This is a genomic window from Pseudomonas sp. B6(2017) (assembly GCF_002112765.1).
In the GTDB taxonomy this organism is placed as follows: Bacteria; Pseudomonadota; Gammaproteobacteria; order Pseudomonadales; family Pseudomonadaceae; genus Aquipseudomonas; species Aquipseudomonas piscis.
Genome location: NZ_NEIQ01000013.1, coordinates 1 through 21,693 on the forward strand (window position 1 = coordinate 1; position 21,693 = coordinate 21,693).

General features: G+C 63.4%; 26 protein-coding genes and 1 tRNA gene. 14 read left to right on the top strand and 13 right to left on the bottom strand.

What is annotated here, in order from left to right; genetic code table 11:
- Positions 1-37 precede the first annotated feature (37 nt).
- The 4 genes from CAG11_RS33845 to CAG11_RS21605 all read left to right on the top strand — a co-directional run bounded on the left by CAG11_RS33845 (position 38) and on the right by CAG11_RS21605 (position 1,623).
- The gene (locus tag CAG11_RS33845) at positions 38-208 is read left to right on the top strand and encodes a hypothetical protein (protein WP_177409160.1); all 171 of its coding nucleotides are present in this window, start codon (positions 38-40) and stop codon (positions 206-208) included.
- 59 nt (positions 209-267) lie between these two features.
- Complete coding sequence (locus tag CAG11_RS21595) at positions 268-699, top strand: lysozyme (RefSeq protein WP_085597864.1); 432 nt, start codon at positions 268-270, stop codon at positions 697-699.
- Positions 696-1,202: a DUF2514 family protein gene (locus tag CAG11_RS21600; protein WP_085597865.1), complete on the top strand. Its 507-nt coding sequence runs from the start codon at positions 696-698 to the stop codon at positions 1,200-1,202. Before CAG11_RS21595 ends, CAG11_RS21600 begins: the two co-directional genes overlap by 4 nt.
- A 172-nt stretch (positions 1,203-1,374) precedes the next feature.
- Positions 1,375-1,623 (top strand): hypothetical protein, encoded by a 249-nt coding sequence (locus tag CAG11_RS21605; protein WP_143494715.1) that lies wholly within the window; start codon positions 1,375-1,377, stop codon positions 1,621-1,623.
- Between the two features lie 192 nt (positions 1,624-1,815).
- Here the strand turns inward: CAG11_RS21605 and CAG11_RS21610 are convergent, their stop codons facing one another.
- From CAG11_RS21610 to CAG11_RS21625, 4 genes are all read right to left on the bottom strand, one after another.
- Positions 1,816-2,142 carry a DUF2388 domain-containing protein gene (locus CAG11_RS21610; protein ID WP_085597867.1) on the bottom strand — a complete coding sequence of 109 codons (327 nt, stop codon included), beginning with the start codon at positions 2,140-2,142 and terminating at the stop codon, positions 1,816-1,818.
- Between the two features lie 99 nt (positions 2,143-2,241).
- Complete coding sequence (locus CAG11_RS21615; RefSeq protein ID WP_085597868.1) at positions 2,242-2,955, bottom strand: SOS response-associated peptidase family protein; 714 nt, start codon at positions 2,953-2,955, stop codon at positions 2,242-2,244.
- Between the two features lie 29 nt (positions 2,956-2,984).
- Positions 2,985-3,710, bottom strand: a complete 726-nt coding sequence (locus CAG11_RS21620; RefSeq protein WP_085597869.1) for a hypothetical protein — start codon at positions 3,708-3,710, stop codon at positions 2,985-2,987.
- Positions 3,711-3,929: 219 nt separating this feature from the next.
- Positions 3,930-4,017, bottom strand: a tRNA-Ser gene (locus CAG11_RS21625).
- 123 nt (positions 4,018-4,140) lie between these two features.
- Here CAG11_RS21625 and CAG11_RS21630 point away from each other — a divergent pair.
- Positions 4,141-4,812, top strand: a complete 672-nt coding sequence (locus CAG11_RS21630; protein ID WP_022639478.1) for a Bax inhibitor-1/YccA family protein — start codon at positions 4,141-4,143, stop codon at positions 4,810-4,812.
- A gap of 82 nt (positions 4,813-4,894) precedes the next feature.
- Here the strand turns inward: CAG11_RS21630 and CAG11_RS21635 are convergent, their stop codons facing one another.
- Positions 4,895-5,332, bottom strand: a complete 438-nt coding sequence (locus tag CAG11_RS21635) for an Lrp/AsnC family transcriptional regulator (protein ID WP_085597870.1) — start codon at positions 5,330-5,332, stop codon at positions 4,895-4,897.
- 132 nt (positions 5,333-5,464) lie between these two features.
- Here CAG11_RS21635 and CAG11_RS21640 point away from each other — a divergent pair, with 132 nt between their 5' ends.
- The 4 genes from CAG11_RS21640 to CAG11_RS21650 all read left to right on the top strand — a co-directional run bounded on the left by CAG11_RS21640 (position 5,465) and on the right by CAG11_RS21650 (position 10,116).
- Positions 5,465-6,358 (top strand): DMT family transporter, encoded by an 894-nt coding sequence (locus CAG11_RS21640; protein WP_085597871.1) that lies wholly within the window; start codon positions 5,465-5,467, stop codon positions 6,356-6,358.
- A gap of 92 nt (positions 6,359-6,450) precedes the next feature.
- Positions 6,451-6,594: a hypothetical protein gene (locus CAG11_RS33650; RefSeq protein WP_157836811.1), complete on the top strand. Its 144-nt coding sequence runs from the start codon at positions 6,451-6,453 to the stop codon at positions 6,592-6,594.
- The gene (locus CAG11_RS21645; RefSeq protein ID WP_085597872.1) at positions 6,591-8,861 is read left to right on the top strand and encodes an FdhF/YdeP family oxidoreductase; all 2,271 of its coding nucleotides are present in this window, start codon (positions 6,591-6,593) and stop codon (positions 8,859-8,861) included. The genes CAG11_RS33650 and CAG11_RS21645 overlap by 4 nt, the downstream gene beginning before the upstream one ends.
- Positions 8,862-9,141: 280 nt before the next feature.
- Complete coding sequence (locus CAG11_RS21650; protein ID WP_085597873.1) at positions 9,142-10,116, top strand: Dyp-type peroxidase; 975 nt, start codon at positions 9,142-9,144, stop codon at positions 10,114-10,116.
- Positions 10,117-10,174: 58 nt separating this feature from the next.
- Here CAG11_RS21650 and CAG11_RS21655 read toward each other — a convergent pair whose 3' ends face one another.
- From CAG11_RS21655 to CAG11_RS21670, 5 genes are all read right to left on the bottom strand, one after another.
- A complete protein-coding gene (locus tag CAG11_RS21655; protein WP_085597874.1) occupies positions 10,175-10,324 on the bottom strand; it encodes a DUF2474 domain-containing protein in 150 nt (49 codons plus the stop codon).
- On the bottom strand, positions 10,317-10,466 hold the full coding sequence (locus tag CAG11_RS33850; protein WP_177409161.1) for a hypothetical protein: 150 nt from the start codon (positions 10,464-10,466) through the stop codon (positions 10,317-10,319). The genes CAG11_RS21655 and CAG11_RS33850 overlap by 8 nt, the downstream gene beginning before the upstream one ends.
- A complete protein-coding gene (gene cydB, locus CAG11_RS21660; protein WP_085597875.1) occupies positions 10,453-11,469 on the bottom strand; it encodes a cytochrome d ubiquinol oxidase subunit II in 1,017 nt (338 codons plus the stop codon). The genes CAG11_RS33850 and cydB overlap by 14 nt, the downstream gene beginning before the upstream one ends.
- A 16-nt stretch (positions 11,470-11,485) precedes the next feature.
- The gene (locus CAG11_RS21665; RefSeq protein ID WP_085597876.1) at positions 11,486-12,907 is read right to left on the bottom strand and encodes a cytochrome ubiquinol oxidase subunit I; all 1,422 of its coding nucleotides are present in this window, start codon (positions 12,905-12,907) and stop codon (positions 11,486-11,488) included.
- Positions 12,908-13,022: 115 nt separating this feature from the next.
- Positions 13,023-15,347 carry an FdhF/YdeP family oxidoreductase gene (locus CAG11_RS21670; protein ID WP_085597877.1) on the bottom strand — a complete coding sequence of 775 codons (2,325 nt, stop codon included), beginning with the start codon at positions 15,345-15,347 and terminating at the stop codon, positions 13,023-13,025.
- A 445-nt stretch (positions 15,348-15,792) separates the two neighbouring features.
- Here CAG11_RS21670 and moaA point away from each other — a divergent pair, with 445 nt between their 5' ends.
- Genes moaA through moaE form a run of 5 tightly spaced genes read left to right on the top strand, consistent with a single transcriptional unit; the run spans position 15,793 to position 18,988 of the window.
- Positions 15,793-16,791 (top strand): GTP 3',8-cyclase MoaA, encoded by a 999-nt coding sequence (gene moaA, locus CAG11_RS21675; protein WP_022639468.1) that lies wholly within the window; start codon positions 15,793-15,795, stop codon positions 16,789-16,791.
- A 47-nt stretch (positions 16,792-16,838) separates the two neighbouring features.
- Positions 16,839-17,738 (top strand): bestrophin family protein, encoded by a 900-nt coding sequence (locus CAG11_RS21680; protein ID WP_085597878.1) that lies wholly within the window; start codon positions 16,839-16,841, stop codon positions 17,736-17,738.
- Positions 17,739-17,780: 42 nt separating this feature from the next.
- Entirely contained in the window at positions 17,781-18,281 is a 501-nt protein-coding gene (moaC, locus tag CAG11_RS21685; protein ID WP_085597879.1) for a cyclic pyranopterin monophosphate synthase MoaC, read from the top strand.
- Positions 18,278-18,529 carry a MoaD/ThiS family protein gene (locus tag CAG11_RS21690; RefSeq protein ID WP_085597880.1) on the top strand — a complete coding sequence of 84 codons (252 nt, stop codon included), beginning with the start codon at positions 18,278-18,280 and terminating at the stop codon, positions 18,527-18,529. Before moaC ends, CAG11_RS21690 begins: the two co-directional genes overlap by 4 nt.
- 3 nt (positions 18,530-18,532) lie before the next feature.
- Positions 18,533-18,988, top strand: coding sequence for a molybdopterin synthase catalytic subunit MoaE (moaE, locus tag CAG11_RS21695; protein ID WP_022639464.1), 456 nt, complete (start codon positions 18,533-18,535; stop codon positions 18,986-18,988).
- 175 nt (positions 18,989-19,163) lie between these two features.
- Here moaE and fdhD read toward each other — a convergent pair whose 3' ends face one another.
- The 3 genes from fdhD to mobA form a co-directional block, all read right to left on the bottom strand.
- Positions 19,164-19,988: a formate dehydrogenase accessory sulfurtransferase FdhD gene (fdhD, locus tag CAG11_RS21700; protein WP_053131256.1), complete on the bottom strand. Its 825-nt coding sequence runs from the start codon at positions 19,986-19,988 to the stop codon at positions 19,164-19,166.
- A gap of 45 nt (positions 19,989-20,033) precedes the next feature.
- The gene (locus CAG11_RS21705) at positions 20,034-20,927 is read right to left on the bottom strand and encodes a LysR family transcriptional regulator (protein ID WP_085597881.1); all 894 of its coding nucleotides are present in this window, start codon (positions 20,925-20,927) and stop codon (positions 20,034-20,036) included.
- Between the two features lie 96 nt (positions 20,928-21,023).
- On the bottom strand, positions 21,024-21,638 hold the full coding sequence (mobA, locus tag CAG11_RS21710; protein WP_085597882.1) for a molybdenum cofactor guanylyltransferase MobA: 615 nt from the start codon (positions 21,636-21,638) through the stop codon (positions 21,024-21,026).
- Positions 21,639-21,693: the final 55 nt, after the last annotated feature.

Below are 21,693 nucleotides of genomic sequence, written 5' to 3' on the forward strand. Positions count from 1 at the left end.
CCTGAGATCCCAACCATCGAAACTATCGAGGACGACAATGGACTTCTCGCAGAGCAAGAAAACCTTCACTGAGCAGGATCGGAAAGCCAACGAGGCCCGCGAGTACCTGCGCCAGACCGACTGGCTGGTGGTACGCAAGCTGGAAACCGGCAAGGACGTCCCGGCCGATATCGCAGAGAAGCGTGCCGAGGCGCGCAGCCTGATCTAACGCAGTAGTAACCAAACACACCGCCATCTGGCGGTTTTTTTGTGCCTGGAGAAAACCCAATGCGTACATCGCAACGCGGCTTGAGCCTGATCAAGTCGTTCGAAGGCCTGCGCCTGCAAGCCTATCAAGATGCCGTCGGAGTCTGGACCATCGGCTACGGCACGACCCGTGGCGTGAAGCCTGGTATGTCGATTAGCAAGGAGCAGGCCGAGCGCATGTTGCTCAATGACGTGCAGCGCTTTGAGCCTGATGTGCAACGACTGATCACCGCGCCGCTGAACCAGAACCAGTGGGACGCCCTCATGAGCTTCACCTACAACCTTGGGGCTGGGAACCTGGAGTCGTCCACGCTGCGCCGTCTGCTCAACGCCGGTGACTATGCCGGGGCCGCAGAGCAGTTTCCGCGCTGGAACAAGGCCGGTGGCAAAGTGCTTACCGGTCTGGCCCGTCGGCGCTCGGCAGAGCGTGAGCTGTTCCTGGAGGCGGCATGAAGGCCCCGGGCTGGTTGTTGCCAGCCCTGGCCCTGGTGCTGGTGCTCGCCTCCCTCTACGGCGCGTATCAGCACGGTAGGTCTGTCGAGAATGCAGAGTGGCAGGCCCGCTGGAATGCCCGTGACGCCGGCGACAAACAGGCCTGGGCCCTGGCAGAAGCCGAGGAGCGTGACAAAGAGCAGGCCTACCAACGATCAGTTACAAAGGCGGTCCAAGATGGGCAACGGAAAATCGATCAAGCTGCAGCTGATGCTGTTACCGCTCGCGCTGCTGCTGGGAGCCTGCAGCGGACAGTCGACGATCTCACAGAGCGCCTCAAGCGTACGACCAGCAGCAATTCCTGCACTGCCGCCGCAAGCGCGGCAGCAACCCGCACCGCCCTGGTGCTTGCCGAGCTGTTCAAGCGCGCTGACGCGCGAGCGGGAGACCTGGCGGCAGAGGCTGATCAAAGCCGGAGCAGGGGAGTGACGTGCGAGCAGGCCTACGAGAGCTTGGCGAGATAGCGTGTAAGGCGCGGAGTGAAAGACTGAACCCTGTTCGTTGCCGTTATGTCACAAAGATATCGGGAAATCATCGGCGTGCCGCCGGATAAAAAGACGTGCAGAGGCCAAATCATCAGGCCTAGAAGTGTTGCTATACATTAAGCGTGGAGTGCTACTCAGCGAGGTCAAGCCCATGATTAATACGGCCCTGGTTGAATGGCGGTATCTATTGGCTATACAGGATATCGCTGAGGAATGTATCGATGAACGCTACTGTCACCTGATCTCCACCGCCAATGAGATGTTGCGATTGGGGCTAGTTAATCGGTCCGAGTGGCACGCTCAGATTCAGGAGGCTGGAGACTGGTTGGTAGCTGCAATTGAGCGCGAGCAATCCTTGCTGGAAACTAAAGAACCTGCTGGGGTGGGCAAAATCCGATGATGGCCTGTGCAGTCATTATCCTTCGCAAGACCGATAGTCTGAAGCTAAAGGTGTGGGCGCTCCTGGCAGATGAGCGTTTGCTCGTTGCGTCCGTTGTGGCTTGCCAGTGATCGGCAGATGCTGAGCAAAGGAGCAGGGTAGCGATGCGCGAACAGACTTATGATGGCCCATGAGCATGATGCGGGGCGCCCCTCAGAATGAAGTTGCGATTGCCAGAGCCAACTGCTTATCGGTCATATGCGGCTGGCCATAGGCCGAGTGGTAGTAACGTGCTGCCTGCTCAAATTGAGCTCCACGGATCTCGCCATCTGAGCCGATGAACGCAAGCGCATCTGCCTTTGCCGATTTCATACTCGAAGGGCCATAAACCGTTAGTGCGGTGGTTCCGCTAACAATCAGGAGGGGAGCAATCGTAGTGATAAACATCGCTTTTTCGACTGGATCATTGTTCTCGTGCGCTACAACTGGAGTGCTAGCCAATGCCAGTAAAATCACACACAGTGTTTTCATTGAATCCATTCTTGACCGCTTCCTGCCGTCTGGTTGAGGGGCGTCACCATAGCAGGGATAGATAGGGCTGGCACAGGAAGCCAGGCGTTGGGCCGGGCTTGCCAGTGATCAGCCGTTGTTCACCGCATCGCCAACGGCAGGCTTGGTTGAGGACTCTATGAGATGCGCCCCGTGATTCCTGACGTTGCCCACCGCAGTATTGACACGGAACCACTCGAAGGCGTCGGCGGGTTCGCCCTGGTGTAGGACCATCTGTTCGGCGCGCTCCTTTGGCGTTGCCGGATCGAGCCATTCCCTGGCCAGGTCAGGTGCCAGGACCACGGGCCGCCGGTCGTGGATATCGACCATGCCGCCCTGGGCGTCGGCGGTGATGATCACAAAGCCGTCGTGCTCGCCTGGGCCTTGATCCAGATCCGGTAGCTGCCCGATTGAAGCGCAAAGGATAGGTGAACCGTCGCGATGGCGGATCAGGTAGGGCTGCTTCTTCGATCCGCCTTCATCTACCCATTCGAACCAGTTGTCGATCGGGCAGATAGCGCGGTGTGGCCAGATCTGGCGGAAGAAAGGCCCGTGGGCCACTTTCTCGACGCGGGCATTTATTGGCGCGGCGCGGTCTTTCGCCCAATGCGGCCGCCAACCCCAGCGGACAGCGTCGGCGTGTATCTGGTCGCCGGCAGCATGAAGGAGGGCGAGCTGCATCGTCGGCGCCGCGTTGTAGCGGCCCAGCGGCTGATCACCGACGTTGTTCTGCCAGGCTCCTGGCATGCTGAGTGCAGCAACAAAGTCGTGAATGCCGCGGTACTGCGAAAGTCGTCCGCACATCTTGAGGTCTCTACCCAGCGTAGCGATCCTTACACTGTAGACCCTGGGTTTCCCCTGGCAACGAACCCACGTCCGCCGCAGGCCTGGCATTCTTCGCGAGTGGCGAACCGGTTAAGGCATTCAGGGCACTTCTTGAATGCTGAAGTAAGGAGCAGGGGGCGAGCGCGCTGGTACGTTCCGAAGTCGTGATTCTCCAGCGCAACCTGGGCGCACTCCGCAATCGCTCTATAGGCGTCAGGATCATCGATGTTCGTGTACTCGATGCCGTTGATTCGTTGACCCGTTATCACAAGGTCATGCATCCGGCCGTCCGGAGTCGTGATCGTCATGCCCTCCATTTTCCAGATGCTGCCGGTCATACGGAAAACCAAGCGCCTGTTCTCTCGTTCACCAATAATTTGCGCGGCATAGTCATTTCTGTCTGCAGGGTAATAGAGGGTGCCCGAAAGCTTCCCGATACTGGGCCCACCGTCGCGCGCAACCAGGTCGTAGAAACCCGACGACATAAAGTCCGGCTCACAGTCGATCAGCGTTTCGACTGCGTGCCAGTACGCCGCGTCTGCGATCTCGTCGAGTTCGAATTTCTCTGCTGCGCTGATGATCTGCTCGTTGAGCATGTCTTGCGAGATGAGGCGGCACATTGAGCGATGCACTTCTGGATTGTTGAAACGTTTTTCGTGGTCGTCGAGATAGCGGCGCCATTGCGCCATTCGCTCGGCTTTAGCGGGGGCATGGGCTAGGAGTTGATTCTTCATCGGATCAGACTACGTAACTGATACTGTGTTTATGTACAGTATCTGATATGTAGCAAGCCCGCGATTTGAGGCGACGAGGTGTATTCGGCAGGACGCCGGAGGAGGGCTAGTTATGGAACGCATCCATAATAGTTATGGAACGCTTTGTGTTGCATGACGCCAAGGCTGAATGCCAGACACAAAAAAGCCCTGAATAATCAGGGCTTTATCGTAGAGATTTGGCGGAGGCGTAGAGATTCGAACTCTAGGACCTGTTACAGTCGGCGGTTTTCAAGACCGCTGCCTTAAACCACTCGGCCACACCTCCAGATCGCATTGCGGGCGCCATAATACCCGAATGAAACACACTGTCAAACTCTCTGCGTCGCGCGCTACAGCGCCTCTGTTATCATCCTTGCCACTAAATGTTTCAACCAACAGGAGTGTCGCCATGCGCGAACAGGATTACGCAGTTAACAACGGCGTGCAGGCCGAGCAGCTAGAGGTTAGCCGCGTCCTGCGCAACACTTATGGCTTGCTGGCCCTGACCCTCGCTTTCAGCGGGATCATGGCCTACGTGGCACAACAGATGCGCGTCGGTTACCCGAACGTCTTCGTCGTACTGATCGGTTTCTACGGTCTGTTCTTCCTCACCAGCAAACTCCGTGACTCGGTCTGGGGCCTGGTCTCGACTTTCGCCCTGACCGGTTTCATGGGCTTTTTGCTGGGCCCGATCCTCAACCGCTACCTGGGCATGCAGGGCGGCGCTGAAGTGGTCAGCTCGGCCTTCGCCATGACCGCACTGGTGTTCGGCGGCCTGTCGGCCTACGTGCTGATCACCCGCAAGGACATGAGCTTCCTGGGTGGTTTCATCACCGCCGGTTTCTTCGTCCTGATGGGCGCCGTGCTGGCCAGCCTGTTCTTCCAGATCAGCGGCCTGCAACTGGCGATCAGCGCCGGCTTCGTGCTGTTCTCCTCGGTGTGCATCCTGTTCCAGACCAGCGCCATCATCCACGGCGGCGAGCGCAACTACATCATGGCTACCATCAGCCTGTATGTATCGATCTACAACCTGTTCGTCAGCCTGCTGCAGCTGTTCGGCATCATGAGCCGCGACGACTGATCTTCAGTTCCAAGCCTTGAAAAAGCCCGCTTCGGCGGGTTTTTTATCGCCCGGATTTTCTTGGCCGGAGCAGGGCAGATGTTCACTCCATGGGCGGCAAACGGCGCTTGATCGGTGACTTCTTGATGATCGAGGTGTTGGTCTCGGCGTACTGGTTGAGGCGGTCCAGCAGGCTGTCCAGTTGTTCCATGGAGCGCACCTGCAGGCGTGCGAAAAAGCAATCGTCGCCGGTGACCTTGTCGCACTCGGTGAACTCGGGGATCGCCAGGATCTGTCGTTCGACTTCCTGCAGTTTTCCCGGCAAGGGACGGATGCGCACGATGGCCTGCAATTGATACCCCAGGAATTTTGGGTCGATTTCCAGGGTGTAGGCGCTGATCACCCCTCGTTCCTCTAGTCGGCGCAGGCGCTCGGCGACACTGGGGGCGGACAGCCCGCTGATCTGCCCCAGGGCCTTGAGTGAAAGTCGGGAGTCTTGCATCAGGGCGCTGATCAGCGTCTGGTCGATGGCATCCAGCATGGCAGTCTCGTTAGGTAGATGGGCTTTCTTGCCTTGATAAAAAAGGCGAAGGCTGAGTCTAGCCTAGGATTTTCTCTGGTGAGGCCGTAGTTGAGTTACGGATAATCTGGCGACCGATAAAGGAGCCTGATGATGGATGCATTGATTCGTCGCGGATCGCTGGAAATGAGCGCCGCCATGCTGATTTCCGGAACCATTGGCTGGTTCGTCCTGGTCTCGGGGCAACCGGTCTTGGACGTGGTGTTCTGGCGCTGCCTGTTTGGCGCCGCGACCTTGCTGCTGGTCTGCGCTGCCCTGGGCTTGCTGCGCAAGGACATTCTCACGCAACGGGTCCTCTTGCTGGCGGTGGTCAGCGGCGCGGCGATCGTCGGCAACTGGGTGCTGTTGTTCGGCTCCTATTCCCGGGCCTCGATCGCCATCGGCACCGCGGTGTACAACGTCCAGCCGTTCCTCCTGGTGGGTTTGGGCGCGTTGTTCCTGGGGGAAAAAATCACTGCGCAGAAATTATTCTGGCTGTGCCTGTCGTTCGGTGGAATGCTGGCCATCGTCAGTGCCCATGAAGGGCAGGGCGAGTCTGGCGATGATTACCTGCTGGGCATCGGCCTGGCCCTGAGCGCAGCCTTGTTGTATGCCTTCGCCGCGCTGCTGATCAAACGCTTGAGCGGAACCCCGCCGCACCTGATCGCCCTGATCCAGGTCTGCACCGGTGTGTTGCTGCTGGCGCCCTGGGCCAACCTCGGCACGCCACCCCGGGAGGCCAGTGCCTGGGCCAGCCTGCTGGCGCTGGGCATCATCCATACGGGACTGATGTACGTGCTGCTGTACGGTGCGATCCAGAAGCTGCCCACGGCGTTGACCGGGGCCTTGTCCTTCATCTATCCGATCGCGGCGATCTTCGTCGATTGGGTGGCGTTCGGTCACCGCCTGGGCTGGCTGCAGTGGCTCGGGGTCGGTGCGATCCTGCTCGCCGCCGCCGGCATGCAGCAGGGCTGGAGCCCTAGGTTGCGCCGCAGCGCCGTGCAGTGAGCCGGCCTGCACCGGTCGGCACCTGGCCTTGACAGCCCGGGGCGCAGCGCTAGATTTCAGCATGCGCCGCAAAGTTTGCGCCGCATTTCCTCTTGATCCAGACGCCTGGCGATCCGGCCATCCGTGCCTGGATCATTGCCGGGTGCCTGGCGCTGCCTGACGCCGCCCCGGTGGTCGATGACCTGTCATTGCCGACTCGCGCCGTACAGGGCCGGTTGGCCCTGGAGCGATCATGAGCACTCGACGCAAGGTTCCCGGAATCCGCAACTACGATGGTCCCGCCGGTGGCTGGGGCGCGCTCAAGGCCACGGCCACGGCCGTACGCGAGCAGATGGACACCCTCAAGGCCCCCCTGACCCTGATGCGCACCAACCAGCCCGACGGTTTCGATTGCCCGGGTTGCGCCTGGCCGGACAAGGAGCACAAGTCGACCTTCCAGTTCTGCGAGAACGGCGCCAAGGCGGTGACCTGGGAGGCCACCAACAAACGGGTGACACCCGAGTTCCTGGCCAGCCATCCGGTGGCCTCGCTGCTGCAGCGCTCGGACTATCAGTTGGAGGACCTCGGTCGCCTCACCGAGCCCCTGGTCTACGACCGTGCCAGCGACACCTTCAAGCCGGTGCCCTGGCAGGCCGCCTTCGAGCGCATTGGCCAGGTCCTGCGTGGCCTGAAGCCCGAGCAGGTGGAGTTCTACACCTCGGGCAGGGCCTCCAACGAGGCGGCCTACCTGTACCAGCTGTTTGCCCGGGAATATGGCTGCAACAACTTTCCCGACTGCTCGAACATGTGCCATGAACCCACCAGCGTCGGTTTGCCCAGATCCATCGGGATCGGCAAGGGCACGGTATCGCTGGAGGATTTCGATGTTTGCGAGCTGATCATCTCCATCGGCCACAACCCCGGCACCAACCACCCGCGAATGATGGGCACCCTGCATGAGGCGTCACGCCGCAAAGTGCCGATCATGGTCTTCAACCCCCTGCGCGAGCGGGCCCTGGAGCGCTTCGCCGATCCGCAGAACATGGTGGAGATGGCCACCTATGGCTCCACGCGCATCGCCTCCTCGTACTTCCAGGTCAAGGCCGGAGGCGACGCCGCGGCGGTCAAGGGCATCATGAAGGCCTTGTTGGCCCTGGAGCAAAGCCTTGGGCAGGTGCTGGACCGCGACTTCATCGCCCAGCACACCCTGGGCTTCGCTGCCCTGGAGGCCGACCTGCACGCCACCCAGTGGGCGGATATCGAACAGGCCAGCGGCCTCAAGCAGAGCGACCTGGAGATGGTCGCCGCGGCCTATGCCAAGTCCAATGCCACCATCGTCACCTATGGCATGGGCATCACCCAGCACAACGAGGGCACCGCCAATGTGCGGCTGATCTGCGACCTCTTGATGCTGCGAGGCAACCTGGGCAAGCCCGGGGCCGGGATCTGCCCGCTGCGTGGCCACTCCAACGTGCAAGGCAACCGCACCGTGGGCATCACCGAAAAACCCGCGCAAGCGTTCCTCGACAAGCTCGAGCAGGTGTTCGGCTTCAAGCCACCGGCCAGCCATGGCCATGACGCGGTGCAAGCGATGCAGGCGATCATCGCCGGCCAGTCCAAGGCCTTGCTGTGCCTGGGGGGCAACTTCGCTGTGGCCCTGCCGGACCCGGGCCAGTGTTTCCCGGCCATGGCCCAGCTCGACCTGAGCGTGCACATCGCCACCAAGCTCAACCGCAGCCATCTGCTTGTAGCCAAGGAAACCTACGTTTTTCCCTGCCTGGGCCGCACTGAAATGGACGTGCAGGACGGTATGCACCAAGCGATCACCGTCGAGGATTCGATGTCCATGGTCCATGCCTCGGCCGGCAAGCTGGCCCCGGCCTCGCAAGCCCTGATGTCGGAACCGGCGATCGTCGCCGGCATGGCCAAGGCGACGCTGACCGCGAGCAAGGTGCCGTGGCTGGAACTGGTGACCGACTACGACAAGATCCGCGACCTGATCGAGAAGACCGTCCCCGGCTTCGACGACTACAACGCCAGGATCCGCGTTCCCGGAGGCTTCCGCATGCCCCTGGCGGCGGCCGAGCGCCAATGGCTGACACCCTCGGGCAAGGCCGAGTTCTTCGTCTTCCCCGGCTTGCACGAAGACAAGGAAGTGGATGGCGCCGACGTCCTGCGCCTGGTGACCCTGCGCAGCCACGACCAGTACAACACCACCATCTATGCCCTGGACGATCGCTACCGCGGGGTCTTCGGTCGTCGCGACGTGCTGTTCATCAGCCCGGCGGACCTCGCGGCCCGGGGCCTGGCCCATGGCGACCTGGTGGACATCGAGACGGTGACCGACGGCCGGCGCCTGCGCTACGAGAACATCACCGCCATCGAGTACAAGATCGCCCCGGGCACCGTCGGCGCCTATTACCCCGAGGCCAACCGCCTGGTGCCGCTGGACTACCTGGACGTCGACAGCGGCACGCCGTCCTACAAGTCGGTACCGGTGCGGGTGCTGCGCGCGGGCGTTTAGCCGCCAGGTTGGGCAGCCGATCCCCTGGAAGGTCCTGCGGAGCTTGGCGCAGCTTCGCAAGCTCAGCAGCGGCTACAGGTGCTTCGTGTAGCCGCTGCCGCAGGCTGCGCCCGGGCGCGCAGCGGCCGCCCCTGGATTGGCCGTCCGATCCCCCAGAAGGTCCTGCGAATCCAGGCGCAACTGCGCAGGCTCGACAGCGACCACAGGAGTGGGTGGCTACGGCGCCGCAATCTGCTAATTTCCGTGGGTGATTTTTTGACCGTAGCCTGTGGAATCCAACATGACGACACCTTCATCCTCGGCTGGGCGCTTGCCCGAGCCCCAAGCTGTCTGCAGCCCCATTACCCGCAGCGCGATCTTCATCGTCGCCACCCTGGCGCCCGGTGCCGAAGCGGCGCAAACCCTGCGCGAGTGGTGCGCCGATGTCGCCGGGCGAGTGCGCTCGGTGGGCAAGCGGGTACCGGCGGGCAACCTGACCTGCGTCTGTGGTTTCGGCTCCGCCGCCTGGGACCGGTTGTTCGGCGGGCCGCGCCCGGCCGCGCTGCATCCGTTTCGTGAAGTGGGGGTAGCGGGGCGGCTGGCACCGTCCACCCCTGGCGACCTGCTGCTGCATATTCGCGCCGAACAGATGGACCTGTGCTTCGAACTCGCCACCCAGTTGCTCAAGCCGTTGGGTGCTGCGATCGAAGTGGTGGACGAGGTCCAGGGCTTTCGCTACTTCGACATGCGCAGCATGGTGGGTTTCGTCGACGGCACCGAGAATCCGGTGGGCCGCGAAGCCGTGGACTTCACCCTGGTGGGCGACGAGGACCCGCAGTTCGCCAATGGCAGCTACGTCCTGGTGCAGAAGTACCTGCACAACATGAGCGCCTGGAACGAACTGACCGTTGAGGCCCAGGAACGCATCATCGGCCGGACCAAGCTGGACGACATCGAGCTGGCCGACGGGGTCAAGCCCAGCTGTTCCCACAGCTCCCTGACCACCCTCGAGGAGAACGGCGAAGAGGTGAAGATCCTGCGCGACAACATGCCGTTCGGCCGGCCAGGGGCCGGGGAGTTCGGTACCTACTTCATCGGGTACGCGCGCTCGCCACAGCCGGTGGAACAGATGCTGGAAAACATGTTCGTCGGGCGGCCGGTGGGCAACTACGATCGCCTGCTGGACTACAGCACGGCAGTGACCGGCGGCTTGTTCTTCGTGCCTTCGGCCGAGCTGTTCGAAGACTTGGCCGAACGCGAGCCAACGCCCCTCTGAACGCACAAGCCCCCGACACGCAAGTGCGTGCCGGGGGCGTATGGGTAATGGGCCCCTATCAGTGGCTGCGCATGCCCGCAGCTTGCATCAGCAGCCGCAACAACCCGGCCACCAGCCCCAGGCTGACCACGCTGGCCAACCAGATGCCGGCCATCCACAACAGTTGCCGCCACCCCGGAACGGGGCGTGTGACTTGTGGCTTATCCATGGGCCAGCTCCAGGACCAGGGCCGTGGTGCAGGCCAGTGTCAGTATCGCCCCCAGGTACAGCAGGCTCAGTTGTGCCACCTGGCGGTGCAAGGGCAGGCGGGCCAGGGTTTCGTGCAGGGTTGGGTGTTCAGTGGTAGCCATCGCCGATCCTCACTTTGCCGCGGAACACGTAGTAGCTCCAGCAGGTGTACATCAGGATGATCGGCAGGATGAACAGCGTGCCGATCAGGATGAACAACTGGCTGGTCAGGGGCGAGGCCGCTTCCCACAGGCTGATGGACGGCGGCACGATGTTCGGCCAGATACTGAAGGCCAGGCCGATGTAGCCCAGGAACACCAGCACCAGGGTGAACACGAACGGCCAGTGCGAATGATGCTGGCGCAAGGTTCCGAGCAAGCCCCAGAACGCCAGCAGGCCCAGCACCAGCAGCGCGCCGAAGATCACGATATGGGCGTGGCCGAACCAGCGGGTGGCGATCTCCGGATGCAGCATGGGGGTCCACACGCACAGCACCGCGATCACCGCCGTCAGGGCGAACGCCAGGGGCCGGGTGTAGTGGCGCATGCGTGCTTCGAGCATGCCTTCGGTCTTGACCAGCAGCCAGGTGCTGCCCAGCAGCGCATAGGCCACCACCAGCCCCAGGCCGCAGAACAGCGGGAAGGGCGCCAGCCAGTCCAGGGTGCCGCCGGCGAACTGGCGATCGACCACCGGGATGCCGCTGATATAGGTGCCGATCACGATGCCCTGGCACAGGGTCGCCAGCAGCGAGCCGCCGATGAAGGCCAGGTCCCAGATATGTCGCTTCTCGGGGCTGGCCTTGAAGCGGAACTCGAAGGCCACGCCACGGAAGATCAGCCCCGCCAGCATGAACACCAGCGGCAGGTACAACGCCTCGAGGATCACCGAATAGGCCAGCGGGAAGGCGCCGTACAGCGCCGCGCCGCCGAGCACCAGCCAGGTCTCGTTACCGTCCCAGACCGGGGCCACGGTGTTCATCATCACGTCCCGTTCCCGGGCATCGGGGATCAGCGGGAAGAGAATGCCGAGCCCCAGGTCGAAGCCGTCCATGATCACGTACATCATCACCCCGAAGGCAATGATGACGCCCCAGATCAACGATAGATCTATGCCTTGAATAGCCATGATCGTTTCCCTTGTTTCAGTTGTGGTGATCGCCGGACGCGAACGTCTCGGAGATGGCGGACAGCGGACGACGCGGGGTCGGTTCCTGGGCCGGCGTGGCTTCGGGCAGGTGCTCGTGGTGGGGCTGCGGGCCCTTGCGCACCAGCTTCATCATGTAGCCGATGCCCACGGCGAATACCGAGAAGTAGATCAGCACGAACAACGCCAGGGACACGCTCAGCTGCATCACGCTGTGGTTGGACGCGGCATCGCTGGTACGCAGCAGGCCGTAGACCACCCAGGGCTGGCGACCGACTTCGGTGGTGATCCAGCCCGCCAGCATGGCGATCAGCCCGGTGGGGCCCATCAGCAGGACCAGGCGCAGGAACCAGCGGTTGCGGTACAGCGCGCCGCTGCGCCGCAGCAGCAGGCCCAGCACCCCGGTGAGGATCATCAGCATGCCGAGCCCGGCCATGATGCGGAAACTGAAGAACACGATGGCCGAGTTGGGTCGGTCTTCCTTGGGGAAGCTCTTGAGCGCGGGGATCTGCTTGTCCAGGCTGTGGGTCAGGATCAGGCTGCCCAGGTACGGCACCTCCAGGGCGTAGTCGGTCTTCTCGCCGTCCATGTTGGGCAGGCCGAACAGCACCAGGGGCGAGGGCTCGTCACCGTGGTTTTCCCAGTGCCCTTCGATGGCGGCGATCTTCGCCGGCTGGTGTTCCAGGGTGTTGAGGCCGTGGGCATCGCCGACCACCGCCTGGATCGGCGCGACGATCAGCGCCATCCACAGCGCCATCGACAGCATCTTGCGCACTTGCGGTGTGTCGTTGCCGCGCAGCAGGTGCCAGGCGCCGGAGGCCCCGACGAAGAACGCCGTGGAGACGAACGCGGCGATGGCCATGTGCGCCAGGCGGAAGGGGAACGATGGGTTGAAGACGATCGCCAGCCAGTCCATGGGCATGATCCGCCCATCGACGATGGAGAAGCCCTGGGGCGTCTGCATCCAGCTGTTGGAGGCCAGGATCCAGAAGGTCGAGATCAGGGTGCCGATGGCCACCATCACCGTGGAGAAGAAGTGCAGTCCGCGGCCGACCCGGTTCCAGCCGAACAGCATGACCCCGAGGAAACCCGCTTCGAGGAAGAACGCGGTGAGTACCTCGTAGGTCAGCAGGGGGCCGGTGATGCTGCCGGCGAAGTCCGAGAAACGACTCCAGTTGGTGCCGAACTCATAGGCCATGACCAGTCCGGAGACCACGCCCATGCCGAAGTTGACGGCGAAGATCTTCGACCAGAAGTGATACAGGTCCTTGTAGGTGTTGTTGTGGGTCTTGAGCCAAAGCCCTTCGAGCACGGCCAGGAAACTGGCCAGGCCGATGGTGATGGCTGGGAAGATGATGTGGAACGAGACCGTGAACGCGAACTGGATGCGCGCCAGGTCCAGTGCCTGTAGATCAAACATGACAATACCCTCGTAAAGGCTGGATGCCGTGCAGCCGCCGCCCGTTCGCCGCGAGCCGCAAAGGTTCGCGCTACGGGGACGGGGCTGCGAGTGGAGGCCGGGGCGCCGGGCCCGGTCAGACGCCGACGGACTGGATCAGGTTGCTGGCCTGGGCCGCCTCCAGGCGGATGGCGATGAACTTGGAAGTCGGCGTATAGGTGCGGTCGCCGTAGCTCTCCAGTGGCACCAGGGGGTTGGTCTCCGGGTAGTAGGCGGCGGCCTGGCCGGCGGGGATGTCATAGGCGATCAGGGTGAAACCGCTGACCCGGCGCTCGCGGCCGTCTTCCCACAGGGACACGATGTCCACCTTCTGCCCCGGCTCGTAGCCCAGCTTGCGGATGTCCTGTTCGTTGGCGAACAGCACCTCGCGCATGCCATAGACCCCGCGATAGCGATCGTCCAGGCCGTACAGGGTGGTGTTGTACTGGTCGTGGGAACGCATGGTCTGCAGGATCAGCTGCGGCTGCTCCTTGAGCTTGCGCACCCCGGGGTTGACCAGGTCCGCGGGCAGTTCGCTGGGGGTGAACCGCGCCTTGCCGGTGGCGGTGTTCCAGCGCCGGTCGGCCGCATCGTTGCCCAGGTGGAAGCCGCCGGGGTTGAGCAGCTTGAGGTTGAAGTCGCTGAAGCCCGGGATGGTATCGGCGATCAGGTCGCGGATGCGTCCGTAGTCTTCGATCACCCACAGCCAGTCGATGGGACGCGGGCCCAGGGTGGCGTTGGCGATGCCGGCGATGATCGCCGGTTCCGAGCGCAGGTGCGCCGACTTGGGCCGCAGTTGGCCATGGGAGATGTGCACCATGCTGAAGGTGTCTTCCACGGTGACGCCCTGGGGACCGTTGGCCTGGATATCGATATCGGTACGGCCCAGGCACGGCAGGATCAGCGCCTCGCGACCGGTCACCAGGTGGCTGCGGTTGAGCTTGGTGGCGATGTGCACGGTGAGCTCGCAATTGCGCAGGGCGGCGTGGGTGCGAGGGGTGTCCGGGGTCGCCTGGGCGAAGTTGCCGCCCAGGCCGATGAACACCTTGGCCTTGCCCTGTTCCATGGCCGAGATCGCCATCACCGTGTTGTGGCCGTGCTCCCGTGGCGGCTTGAAGCCGAAGCGCGCCTCCAGGGCGTCCAGCAACTCGGTGGGCGCCAGTTCGTTGATGCCCATGGTGCGGTCGCCCTGCACGTTGCTGTGGCCGCGCACTGGCGACAGCCCGGCGCCCGGGCGGCCGATGTTGCCGCGCAGCAACAGCACGTTGATCACTTCCTGGATGGTCGGCACCGAATGGGTGTGCTGGGTCAGGCCCATGGCCCAGCACATGATCACGCGCTTGGCCTTGCGATACATGCGGGCGGCCAGTTCGATATCGGCCAGGGACAGGCCGGACTGCTCGACGATGTGGCTCCAGGACGTGGCGTCGACCTCGGCCAGGTAGCTGTCCAGGCCCGAGGTGTGTTCGGCGATGAAGGCCCGGTCGAACACCGCTTCGCCATTGCTGGCCAGGGCTTCACGCTCCCAGCGCAGGAGGAACTTGGCGATGCCGCGAAAGGCCGCCATGTCGCCGCCCAGGGCCGGACGGAAATAGGCCGAGGAGGTGGGCTCGGAGCCGTTGGTGAGCATCTCCAGCGGGTGCTGCGGATGCTGGAAGCGTTCCAGGCCGCGCTCCTTGAGCGGGTTGAAGCAGATCACCTGGGCGCCGCGCTTGACCGCCTCGCGCAGCGGTTCGAGCATCCGCGGATGGTTGGTGCCGGGGTTCTGGCCGATGACGAAGATCGCGTCGGCCTGCTCCAGGTCGTGGAACACCACGGTGCCCTTGCCCACCCCGACGCTCTCGAACATGCCCACGGCGCTGGCTTCATGGCACATGTTCGAGCAGTCGGGGAAGTTGTTGGTGCCGTAGGCGCGTACGAACAGCTGGTAGAGGTAGGCCGCTTCGTTGCTGGCCCGGCCCGAGGTGTAGAACTCGGCCTGGTTCGGCGAGTCCAGGCCCTTGAGGTGGCTGGCGATCAGGTCGAAGGCCTCGTCCCAGGTAGTTTCCACATAGCGGTCCTGGGTGGCGTCGTAGCGCATCGGATGGGTCAGGCGGCCCTGGTATTCGAGCCAGTAGTCGCTCTGCGCTGCCAGGGCCGAGACCGTGTACTTATTGAAGAATGCCGGGTTCACCAGGCGCCCGGTGGCTTCCCAGTTGACCGCCTTGGCGCCGTTCTCGCAGAACTTGACCATGCCGTTTTCCGGCGACTCGCCCCAGGCGCAACCCGGGCAGTCGAAACCGCCGTTCTGGTTGGTCTTGAGCATGGCGCGGATGTTCTTGAAGGCGTTCTCGCTGCCCAGCCAGTTGCGGGTCACCGCCATCAGTGCCCCCCAACCGGCGGCCGCGCCCTTGTAGGGTTTGTATCGATCAACTTCGCTCATGATATTTCTCCAATACATCGCACGCAGGGAACCGCCCGACATTCAATGGATGTCAGATGGTTTCTGACTGCTCAGGCTAAATGCGATTTTGCTGGGACTGGTTATAAGCCCCGTTCTGTTTGTTTGCGTGGAGTAACTTTCGCGGCCTTTTTCGGGCCACGAATAAAGCCTATTCGGCGTCCGTGCGGGCTGTCTAATCGCAATTAATGACCAACTGATCGAGAACCTCTATCGGGGTATTAATTCTTTTAAAAACAATAGTTTGAATTTATTTATCCGACAGCTTTGCGCTTGATAGATGTTTTTGATCAACCAGTTGTTAATAGCGATTGGACGGCCTTTTGAATGGCTCTTAATCTTGCCGCCAATAACTCGCGACAAGCGCGGCTGCACTGTCGGAGTTCAACTAATATTCAATGAGTTCGCATCGGCGACAGAGGCTGTGATGGCAGATCAAGTATTGGTGGATGGCTTTGCTCGCCGGGTCGACTATCTGCGCATGTCGGTGACTGACCGTTGCGATTTTCGTTGCGTGTATTGCATGGCCGAGGACATGCAGTTCCTGCCGCGCCAGCGCATCCTGACCCTGGAAGAGCTGTACCAGCTGGCCGAGCGTTTCGTCGCCCTGGGTACCCGCAAGATCCGCCTGACCGGTGGCGAGCCGCTGGTGCGTTCCGGGGTGGTCGAGCTGTGCCGGCGCATTGCGCGGCTGCCGGGCCTGCGCGAGTTGTGCATGACCACCAACGGCTCGCAACTGGGCAAGCTGGCCGCGCCCTTGTTCGATGCCGGGGTCAAGCGCCTGAACATCAGCCTGGACAGCCTCGACCCGCAGCTGTTCCGCCAACTGACCCGCACCGGCGAGCTGTCCCAGGTGCTGGCCGGGATCGATGCGGCGAACGCCGCTGGTTTTACCCGCACCAAACTCAACTGCGTGGTGATGAAGGGCCGCAACGACCACCAGATCAACGACCTGGTGGCCTTCGCCATCGACCGTGGCCTGGACATCTCCTTCATCGAGGAGATGCCCCTGGGCGCCATCAGCGAACACAGCCGCAGCGATGCCTTCTTCTCCAGCGCCCAGGTGCGCGAGCGCATCGCCGAGCGCTACACCTTGATGGAGTCGGCGGAATCGACCCAGGGGCCGTCGCGCTACTGGCGCCTGGCCGAGGCACCGCAGATCCGCCTGGGCTTCATCTCGCCCCACAGCCACAACTTCTGCGGCACCTGCAACCGCGTGCGGCTGACCGTGGAAGGGCGCTTGCTGCTGTGCCTGGGCAACGAACACTCGATGGACCTCAAGGCCGTGCTGCGTGCCCACCCGGGCGATACCCAGCGCCTGGAACAGGCCATCGTCGAGGCCATGAAGCTCAAGCCCTATCGCCATCACTTCGAGCTCAACGATGAGGTGCAGGTAGTGCGCTTCATGAACATGACCGGTGGCTGACCGGCCCCATCCCTTGCTTGCCCGAATCGTCCAGAGGCCGTCCTTCGATGATCGTCAGATCCAAACCCAACCTGCTCGGCGTGCTGTTTTCGCTCAAGGGCTCGATCGCCAAGCGCATCGCCCTGCGCAGCCTGCTGGTGACCCTGCTGGCCGCCGCCATCGTGTTGATCGAGACCCTGCACCCGGCGTTCTTCTCCAAGGTCAACGCCACGCCCTTCACCTTGCTCGGGCTGTCGCTGTCGATCTTCATGAGCTTTCGCAACAACGCCTGCTATGACCGCTGGTACGAGGCGCGCAAGGCCCTGGGCAGTATCGTCACGGACGTGCGCTCGCTGATCCGCGAGACCCAGGTGATCGGCGATGCCCGGGAGCGCGGGGCGATCCTGCGCAACCTGTGCGGTTTCGCCCATGCCCTCAAGGCCCGGCTGCGCCAGGAGGACGAGCTGGGGGCCGCGGGCACCTGGCTCAGCCAACTGCCGCCGGCGGCGACCCCGAACCTCAGCGACAACGTACTGCGCCTGGTCTCGCGCCAGTGCTCGGGCCTGGCCGAATCGGGCCGCCTGGGCGAGTGGCGCTACATGCTGATCGCCAACCTGCTGGCGGGCATGACCACGGCGCAGACCACCTGCGAGCGGATCAAGGCCACGCCGTTGCCGTTTCCCTACACCTTGCTGCTGCACCGCACCAGCTACATGTTCTGCATCCTGCTGCCCTTTGCCATGGCCGAGCCCCTGGGCTGGCTGACACCGATCTTCACCGCCATCGTCAGCTACACCTTCTTCGGCCTGGACGCCATCGGCGACGAGTTGGAAGACCCTTTCGGTCGTGACGAGAACGACCTGCCCCTGGACGCCATCGTGCGCAACATCGAGCGCGAGATCCTCGATGCCCTGGGGGTCACCGAACTGCCGCCGGTACTCGAACCGGTGGACTACGTCCTGAGCTGACCCGTCCCGGGTCGCCAGGCTTTCCCTTGCCTGAGGTTGAACATGAACGACGCTGTCGCCAGTCCCGCGTTGACCCACCTGGACGCCCAGGGCCGGGCCAACATGGTGGATGTCACCGCCAAGCCCGCCACTGACCGTGAGGCCCTGGCCGAGGCCTGGGTGCGGATGCACCCGGCCACCCTGCAATTGCTGGAGGACAACGGCCATCCCAAGGGCGACGTGTTCGCCGTGGCCCGGATCGCCGGGATCATGGCGGCGAAGAAGACCCACGAGCTGATCCCCCTGTGCCACCCCTTGCTGCTGACCAGGGTCAGTGTCGAGCTCGCCGCGGCGCCGCCGGACCGGGTGCGAATCACCACCCGTTGCCGGCTCAACGGTGCCACCGGGGTCGAGCTGGAAGCGATGACCGCCGCCAGCGTCGCCGCCCTGACTGTCTACGACATGTGCAAGGCGGTGGATCGCGGCATGGTCATCGAGGGCGTGCGGCTACTGGAGAAACACGGCGGCAAATCCGGTTCATTCATCGCGGGAGAGCAGCCATGATCCTCATCAACTACTTTGCCCGCTACCGCGAGCAGCTGGGCAGCGGCGGCGAGAAGCTGGCGCTGCATGTCGAGCTGCGCACGGTTGGCGATGTGCGCCGGTTGCTCATGGCCCGGGACGAGAACTGGGCCCGGGTCCTAGGGGAGAACAGCCTGATGTGCGCGCTGAACCAGGACCTGTGCAAGCTCGACGCGCCCATCGAGGACTTCGACGAGATCGCCTTCTTTCCGCAAGTGACGGGGGGCTGAGGCATGGGTATCCAGGTCCAGCAACAGGCCTTCAGCCTCGATGCCTTGAATACCGCCCTGCAGGCTGGCGATCCGGCAGTGGGGGCGGTGGTGACCTTCGTCGGCTACGTCCGCGACCTGAACCTGGGGCAGGCGGTGCAGAGCCTGTTCCTCGAGCATTACCCGGGCATGACCGAGCGCTCCTTGCGGGGCATCGTGGCCCAGGCCGAGCAGCGCTGGCCGCTGCTGCGGGTCGAGCTGGTGCATCGGGTCGGGCTGCTGCGGGTCGGCGAGCCGATCGTCTTCGTCGGCGTGGCCAGCGCCCATCGCCAGGCCGCCTTCGAGGCCTGTGACTTCATCATGGATTACCTGAAGACCCGTGCGCCGTTCTGGAAGCGCGAAGTCACCGACAGCGGCGAACATTGGGTCGAAGGCCGTGCGAGCGACCAGCAGGCCGCCAGCCGCTGGCAGCAACCCTGAGCACCTGCGGTAGATCTGGAACCGACTCTGGGTGGCGAGGGCGCTCGCTGCCGCTCGGCAGCGCAGGCCGTAGACCCGAATCCTCGCTACAGCTGATCGAGCGCCGGCCAAGGCGGATGGCAAGGCTGCGCCTTGCAGCGCGAGCGACTTCACGCGCTACAGGAATGCCGTGCGGTTACACCGGGCTGTAGATCCGTGGCGGGCTGCGATGGGGGACGTGGATCAGGTTGAGATGGTGCTTGTTGGCCCATTGCACGGTCAGGGCGGTGGGCGCCGAGAGGCTGACCAGGGTGCCCAGGCGTGCCCGCACGGCCTTGTGGATCAGCTCCAGGCTGCAGCGGCTGGTGACCACGGTAAAGCCCAGGCGCGTATCGATCCCGGCGTGGAGCAGGGCGCCGATCAGCTTGTCCAGGGCGTTATGGCGGCCGATGTCTTCCTGGCACAGGCGTACCTCTCCTTGTTCATCGAAGTACAGCGCCGCATGCAGGGCGCCGCTGCTGCGACCCATGAGCTGGGCTTGCTCGATGCGCTCGCGCAGGCCCTGCAGGTGTTCCACCGGCGGCAGTGGCGTTGGTTCCAGCACCTGTAGCTGCGGCAGGGCCTGCTCCAGGGCCTCGACCCCGCACAAGCCGCAGCCGCTGGTCCCGGCCAGTTGCCGGCGATGGTCCTTGAGGGCCCAGAAGGCCCGGCTGGAAATCTGCACGTCGGCCTGGCAGGCCTGGGGGAAATGGCTCAGGCGGATGTCGTAGATCTCGTCCAGGCCGGTGACGATATCGTTGGTGATGCTGAAGCCACGGATGAAATCCTCCAGGTTGCCCGGAGACACCATCATCACTGCCTGGCTCAGGCCGTTGTAGGTGATGGCCAGGGCGGTCTCGGCGGCCAGGGGCGCGTGGGCCTCTTGCGGCGAGCCGTATTCGCGATAGGCCACGCTCTGCGGCGCCGGGGCCGGTGCGTTGGCCTCGGGCTGTTGATCCGCTTGTTCGATCCGGCAAACCATGCATCCACCTCTTGCTACTGGTGCGCCCGCAGGCGCGCTAAACGGTCATTCGCCCTTGATCGCGAACAGCTTGCGAGCTTCGGCGAAACACTTCTCGGCAATCGCCGACCGTGGTTCGGTCTTGCGCATCACCATGCCCAGGGGCGCCAGCACGCTGGCGTCGGGCAGGCTGATGAAGGCCAGGTTCTCGATCGGCGAGTCCAGGCCGCTGTCCAGGGGCATGATCGAGCAGCAGAAGCCCTCGTGGATGGCCTGGAACAGCTGGTAGGTCGAATCGCTTTCCAGGATCGGCTGCGGGTTGAGGCCGCGGCTGCGGAAACTCAAGTCGATGGACTTGCGATAGTGCATGCCGGTGCTGAGCATGCCCAGCGGCAGTTCGGCGGCATCTTCCCAGCTCATCTCGTTGCCTTCGAAATGAAAGTGCCGGGTGTCGTACAGCAGGCCGACCCGGGTCTCGCCGATCTCGAAGAAGTCCAGGTAGTTGGGATTGACGTGGTCCAGGTAGCAGACCCCCAGGTCCAGCTGGTTGTTGCCGATCTCCTCGATGATGCGGTCGGAGCTTGCGGACGACAGGCTGAACTTGAGCTCGGGAAAACTCGCCGACAGCTTCTGCACGTAGCCGATGGGGTTGAAGCCGCTCAGGGGCACCAGGCCCAGGCGCAGGTTACCCACCAGTTGCCCGCGGCAGGCGGCGGCTTCGGCGAACAGCCCGTCGTGGGCGGCGAGCAGGGTCTTGGCCCAGGCCAGCACCCGTTCGCCGGCCTCGGTGAAACCCTCGAAACGCTGGCCCCGGGTCACCAGGATCAGGTCCAGCTCGTCCTCCAGGTTGCGCAGGCGCATGGACAAGGTCGGCTGGGTGATGTGGCAGCGCGCGGCAGCCTGGCCGAAGTGGCGGGTCTGTTCCAGCGCGATCAGAAACTTCAGTTGCTTGATGTCCACAATGGCACCTGTCGTGGGAGGGTCGTCGTCAGTATTAACGCAGAGGTTCAAGCTGTGGGAAGACCCGAAGATCGTCCCGGGCTGTTCCGCCAGCCTTCAGGCCGGGGAGCCGGGGGGTGTTTCAGACAGTAGTTCAGGGCTGTTGAAATTGCTCAGCCGGGGATCGTCGGCAGCGCAGTGCAGGGGCGTCAGGCCCTGTATGCGCAGGGCCCGCAGCAAGCTGCGCTCGCCCTGGTCCCAGGCCTGGCGCAGATCGCCCAGCAGCCGCGTCGGCAACAGGCTGAACATGGGTTGCCATTGGCCGTCCTGCTGCACCATCACCGGTTGTTCGCCAGCGCTGCGGGCTTGCCACAGGGCCTCGATCAAGGCGCCATCGATGCATGGCGCATCGCAGGCCAGCACCAGCAGCCAGGGGTGCCGGGCCTGGGCCAGGCCGGCCAGGACACCGGCCAGCGGGCCGGGAAAATCCTGCTGGGCATCGGCCACCAACTGATCGGCGTAGGGCCGGTACTGCTCGGCGTTGCGGTTGCAGGAAATGATCAGGTCGTCGCTCAAGGGCCGCACCACGTCGTGCACATGGGCAATCAGCGGCCGGCCGCGCCAGGGCACCAGGCCCTTGTCCCGGCCGCCCATGCGCAATCCGCGCCCGCCTGCCAGCAGCAGGATCGAGCAGGGCAGGGGAGTGGCGATGGCAGGTCGGGTCGGGGTCATTGGTCACGGGCATGTCAGGTCGATGGCGGGCACGATCTCATTGTCTGTCCGCGGC

What these genes read in the sequence shown, in the direction of transcription:
- CAG11_RS33845 (WP_177409160.1), top strand. Translation starts at nt 38, where the DNA reads ATGGACTTCTCGCAGAGCAAGAAAACCTTCACTGAGCAGGATCGGAAA.
- CAG11_RS21595 (WP_085597864.1), top strand. Translation starts at nt 268, where the DNA reads ATGCGTACATCGCAACGCGGCTTGAGCCTGATCAAGTCGTTCGAAGGC.
- CAG11_RS21600 (WP_085597865.1), top strand. Translation starts at nt 696, where the DNA reads ATGAAGGCCCCGGGCTGGTTGTTGCCAGCCCTGGCCCTGGTGCTGGTG.
- CAG11_RS21605 (WP_143494715.1), top strand. Translation starts at nt 1,375, where the DNA reads ATGATTAATACGGCCCTGGTTGAATGGCGGTATCTATTGGCTATACAG.
- CAG11_RS21610 (WP_085597867.1), bottom strand. Translation starts at nt 2,142, where the DNA reads ATGGATTCAATGAAAACACTGTGTGTGATTTTACTGGCATTGGCTAGC.
- CAG11_RS21615 (WP_085597868.1), bottom strand. Translation starts at nt 2,955, where the DNA reads ATGTGCGGACGACTTTCGCAGTACCGCGGCATTCACGACTTTGTTGCT.
- CAG11_RS21620 (WP_085597869.1), bottom strand. Translation starts at nt 3,710, where the DNA reads ATGAAGAATCAACTCCTAGCCCATGCCCCCGCTAAAGCCGAGCGAATG.
- CAG11_RS21630 (WP_022639478.1), top strand. Translation starts at nt 4,141, where the DNA reads ATGCGCGAACAGGATTACGCAGTTAACAACGGCGTGCAGGCCGAGCAG.
- CAG11_RS21635 (WP_085597870.1), bottom strand. Translation starts at nt 5,332, where the DNA reads ATGCTGGATGCCATCGACCAGACGCTGATCAGCGCCCTGATGCAAGAC.
- CAG11_RS21640 (WP_085597871.1), top strand. Translation starts at nt 5,465, where the DNA reads ATGGATGCATTGATTCGTCGCGGATCGCTGGAAATGAGCGCCGCCATG.
- CAG11_RS21645 (WP_085597872.1), top strand. Translation starts at nt 6,591, where the DNA reads ATGAGCACTCGACGCAAGGTTCCCGGAATCCGCAACTACGATGGTCCC.
- CAG11_RS21650 (WP_085597873.1), top strand. Translation starts at nt 9,142, where the DNA reads ATGACGACACCTTCATCCTCGGCTGGGCGCTTGCCCGAGCCCCAAGCT.
- CAG11_RS21655 (WP_085597874.1), bottom strand. Translation starts at nt 10,324, where the DNA reads ATGGATAAGCCACAAGTCACACGCCCCGTTCCGGGGTGGCGGCAACTG.
- CAG11_RS33850 (WP_177409161.1), bottom strand. Translation starts at nt 10,466, where the DNA reads ATGGCTACCACTGAACACCCAACCCTGCACGAAACCCTGGCCCGCCTG.
- cydB (WP_085597875.1), bottom strand. Translation starts at nt 11,469, where the DNA reads ATGGCTATTCAAGGCATAGATCTATCGTTGATCTGGGGCGTCATCATT.
- CAG11_RS21665 (WP_085597876.1), bottom strand. Translation starts at nt 12,907, where the DNA reads ATGTTTGATCTACAGGCACTGGACCTGGCGCGCATCCAGTTCGCGTTC.
- CAG11_RS21670 (WP_085597877.1), bottom strand. Translation starts at nt 15,347, where the DNA reads ATGAGCGAAGTTGATCGATACAAACCCTACAAGGGCGCGGCCGCCGGT.
- moaA (WP_022639468.1), top strand. Translation starts at nt 15,793, where the DNA reads ATGGCAGATCAAGTATTGGTGGATGGCTTTGCTCGCCGGGTCGACTAT.
- CAG11_RS21680 (WP_085597878.1), top strand. Translation starts at nt 16,839, where the DNA reads ATGATCGTCAGATCCAAACCCAACCTGCTCGGCGTGCTGTTTTCGCTC.
- moaC (WP_085597879.1), top strand. Translation starts at nt 17,781, where the DNA reads ATGAACGACGCTGTCGCCAGTCCCGCGTTGACCCACCTGGACGCCCAG.
- CAG11_RS21690 (WP_085597880.1), top strand. Translation starts at nt 18,278, where the DNA reads ATGATCCTCATCAACTACTTTGCCCGCTACCGCGAGCAGCTGGGCAGC.
- moaE (WP_022639464.1), top strand. Translation starts at nt 18,533, where the DNA reads ATGGGTATCCAGGTCCAGCAACAGGCCTTCAGCCTCGATGCCTTGAAT.
- fdhD (WP_053131256.1), bottom strand. Translation starts at nt 19,988, where the DNA reads ATGGTTTGCCGGATCGAACAAGCGGATCAACAGCCCGAGGCCAACGCA.
- mobA (WP_085597882.1), bottom strand. Translation starts at nt 21,638, where the DNA reads ATGACCCCGACCCGACCTGCCATCGCCACTCCCCTGCCCTGCTCGATC.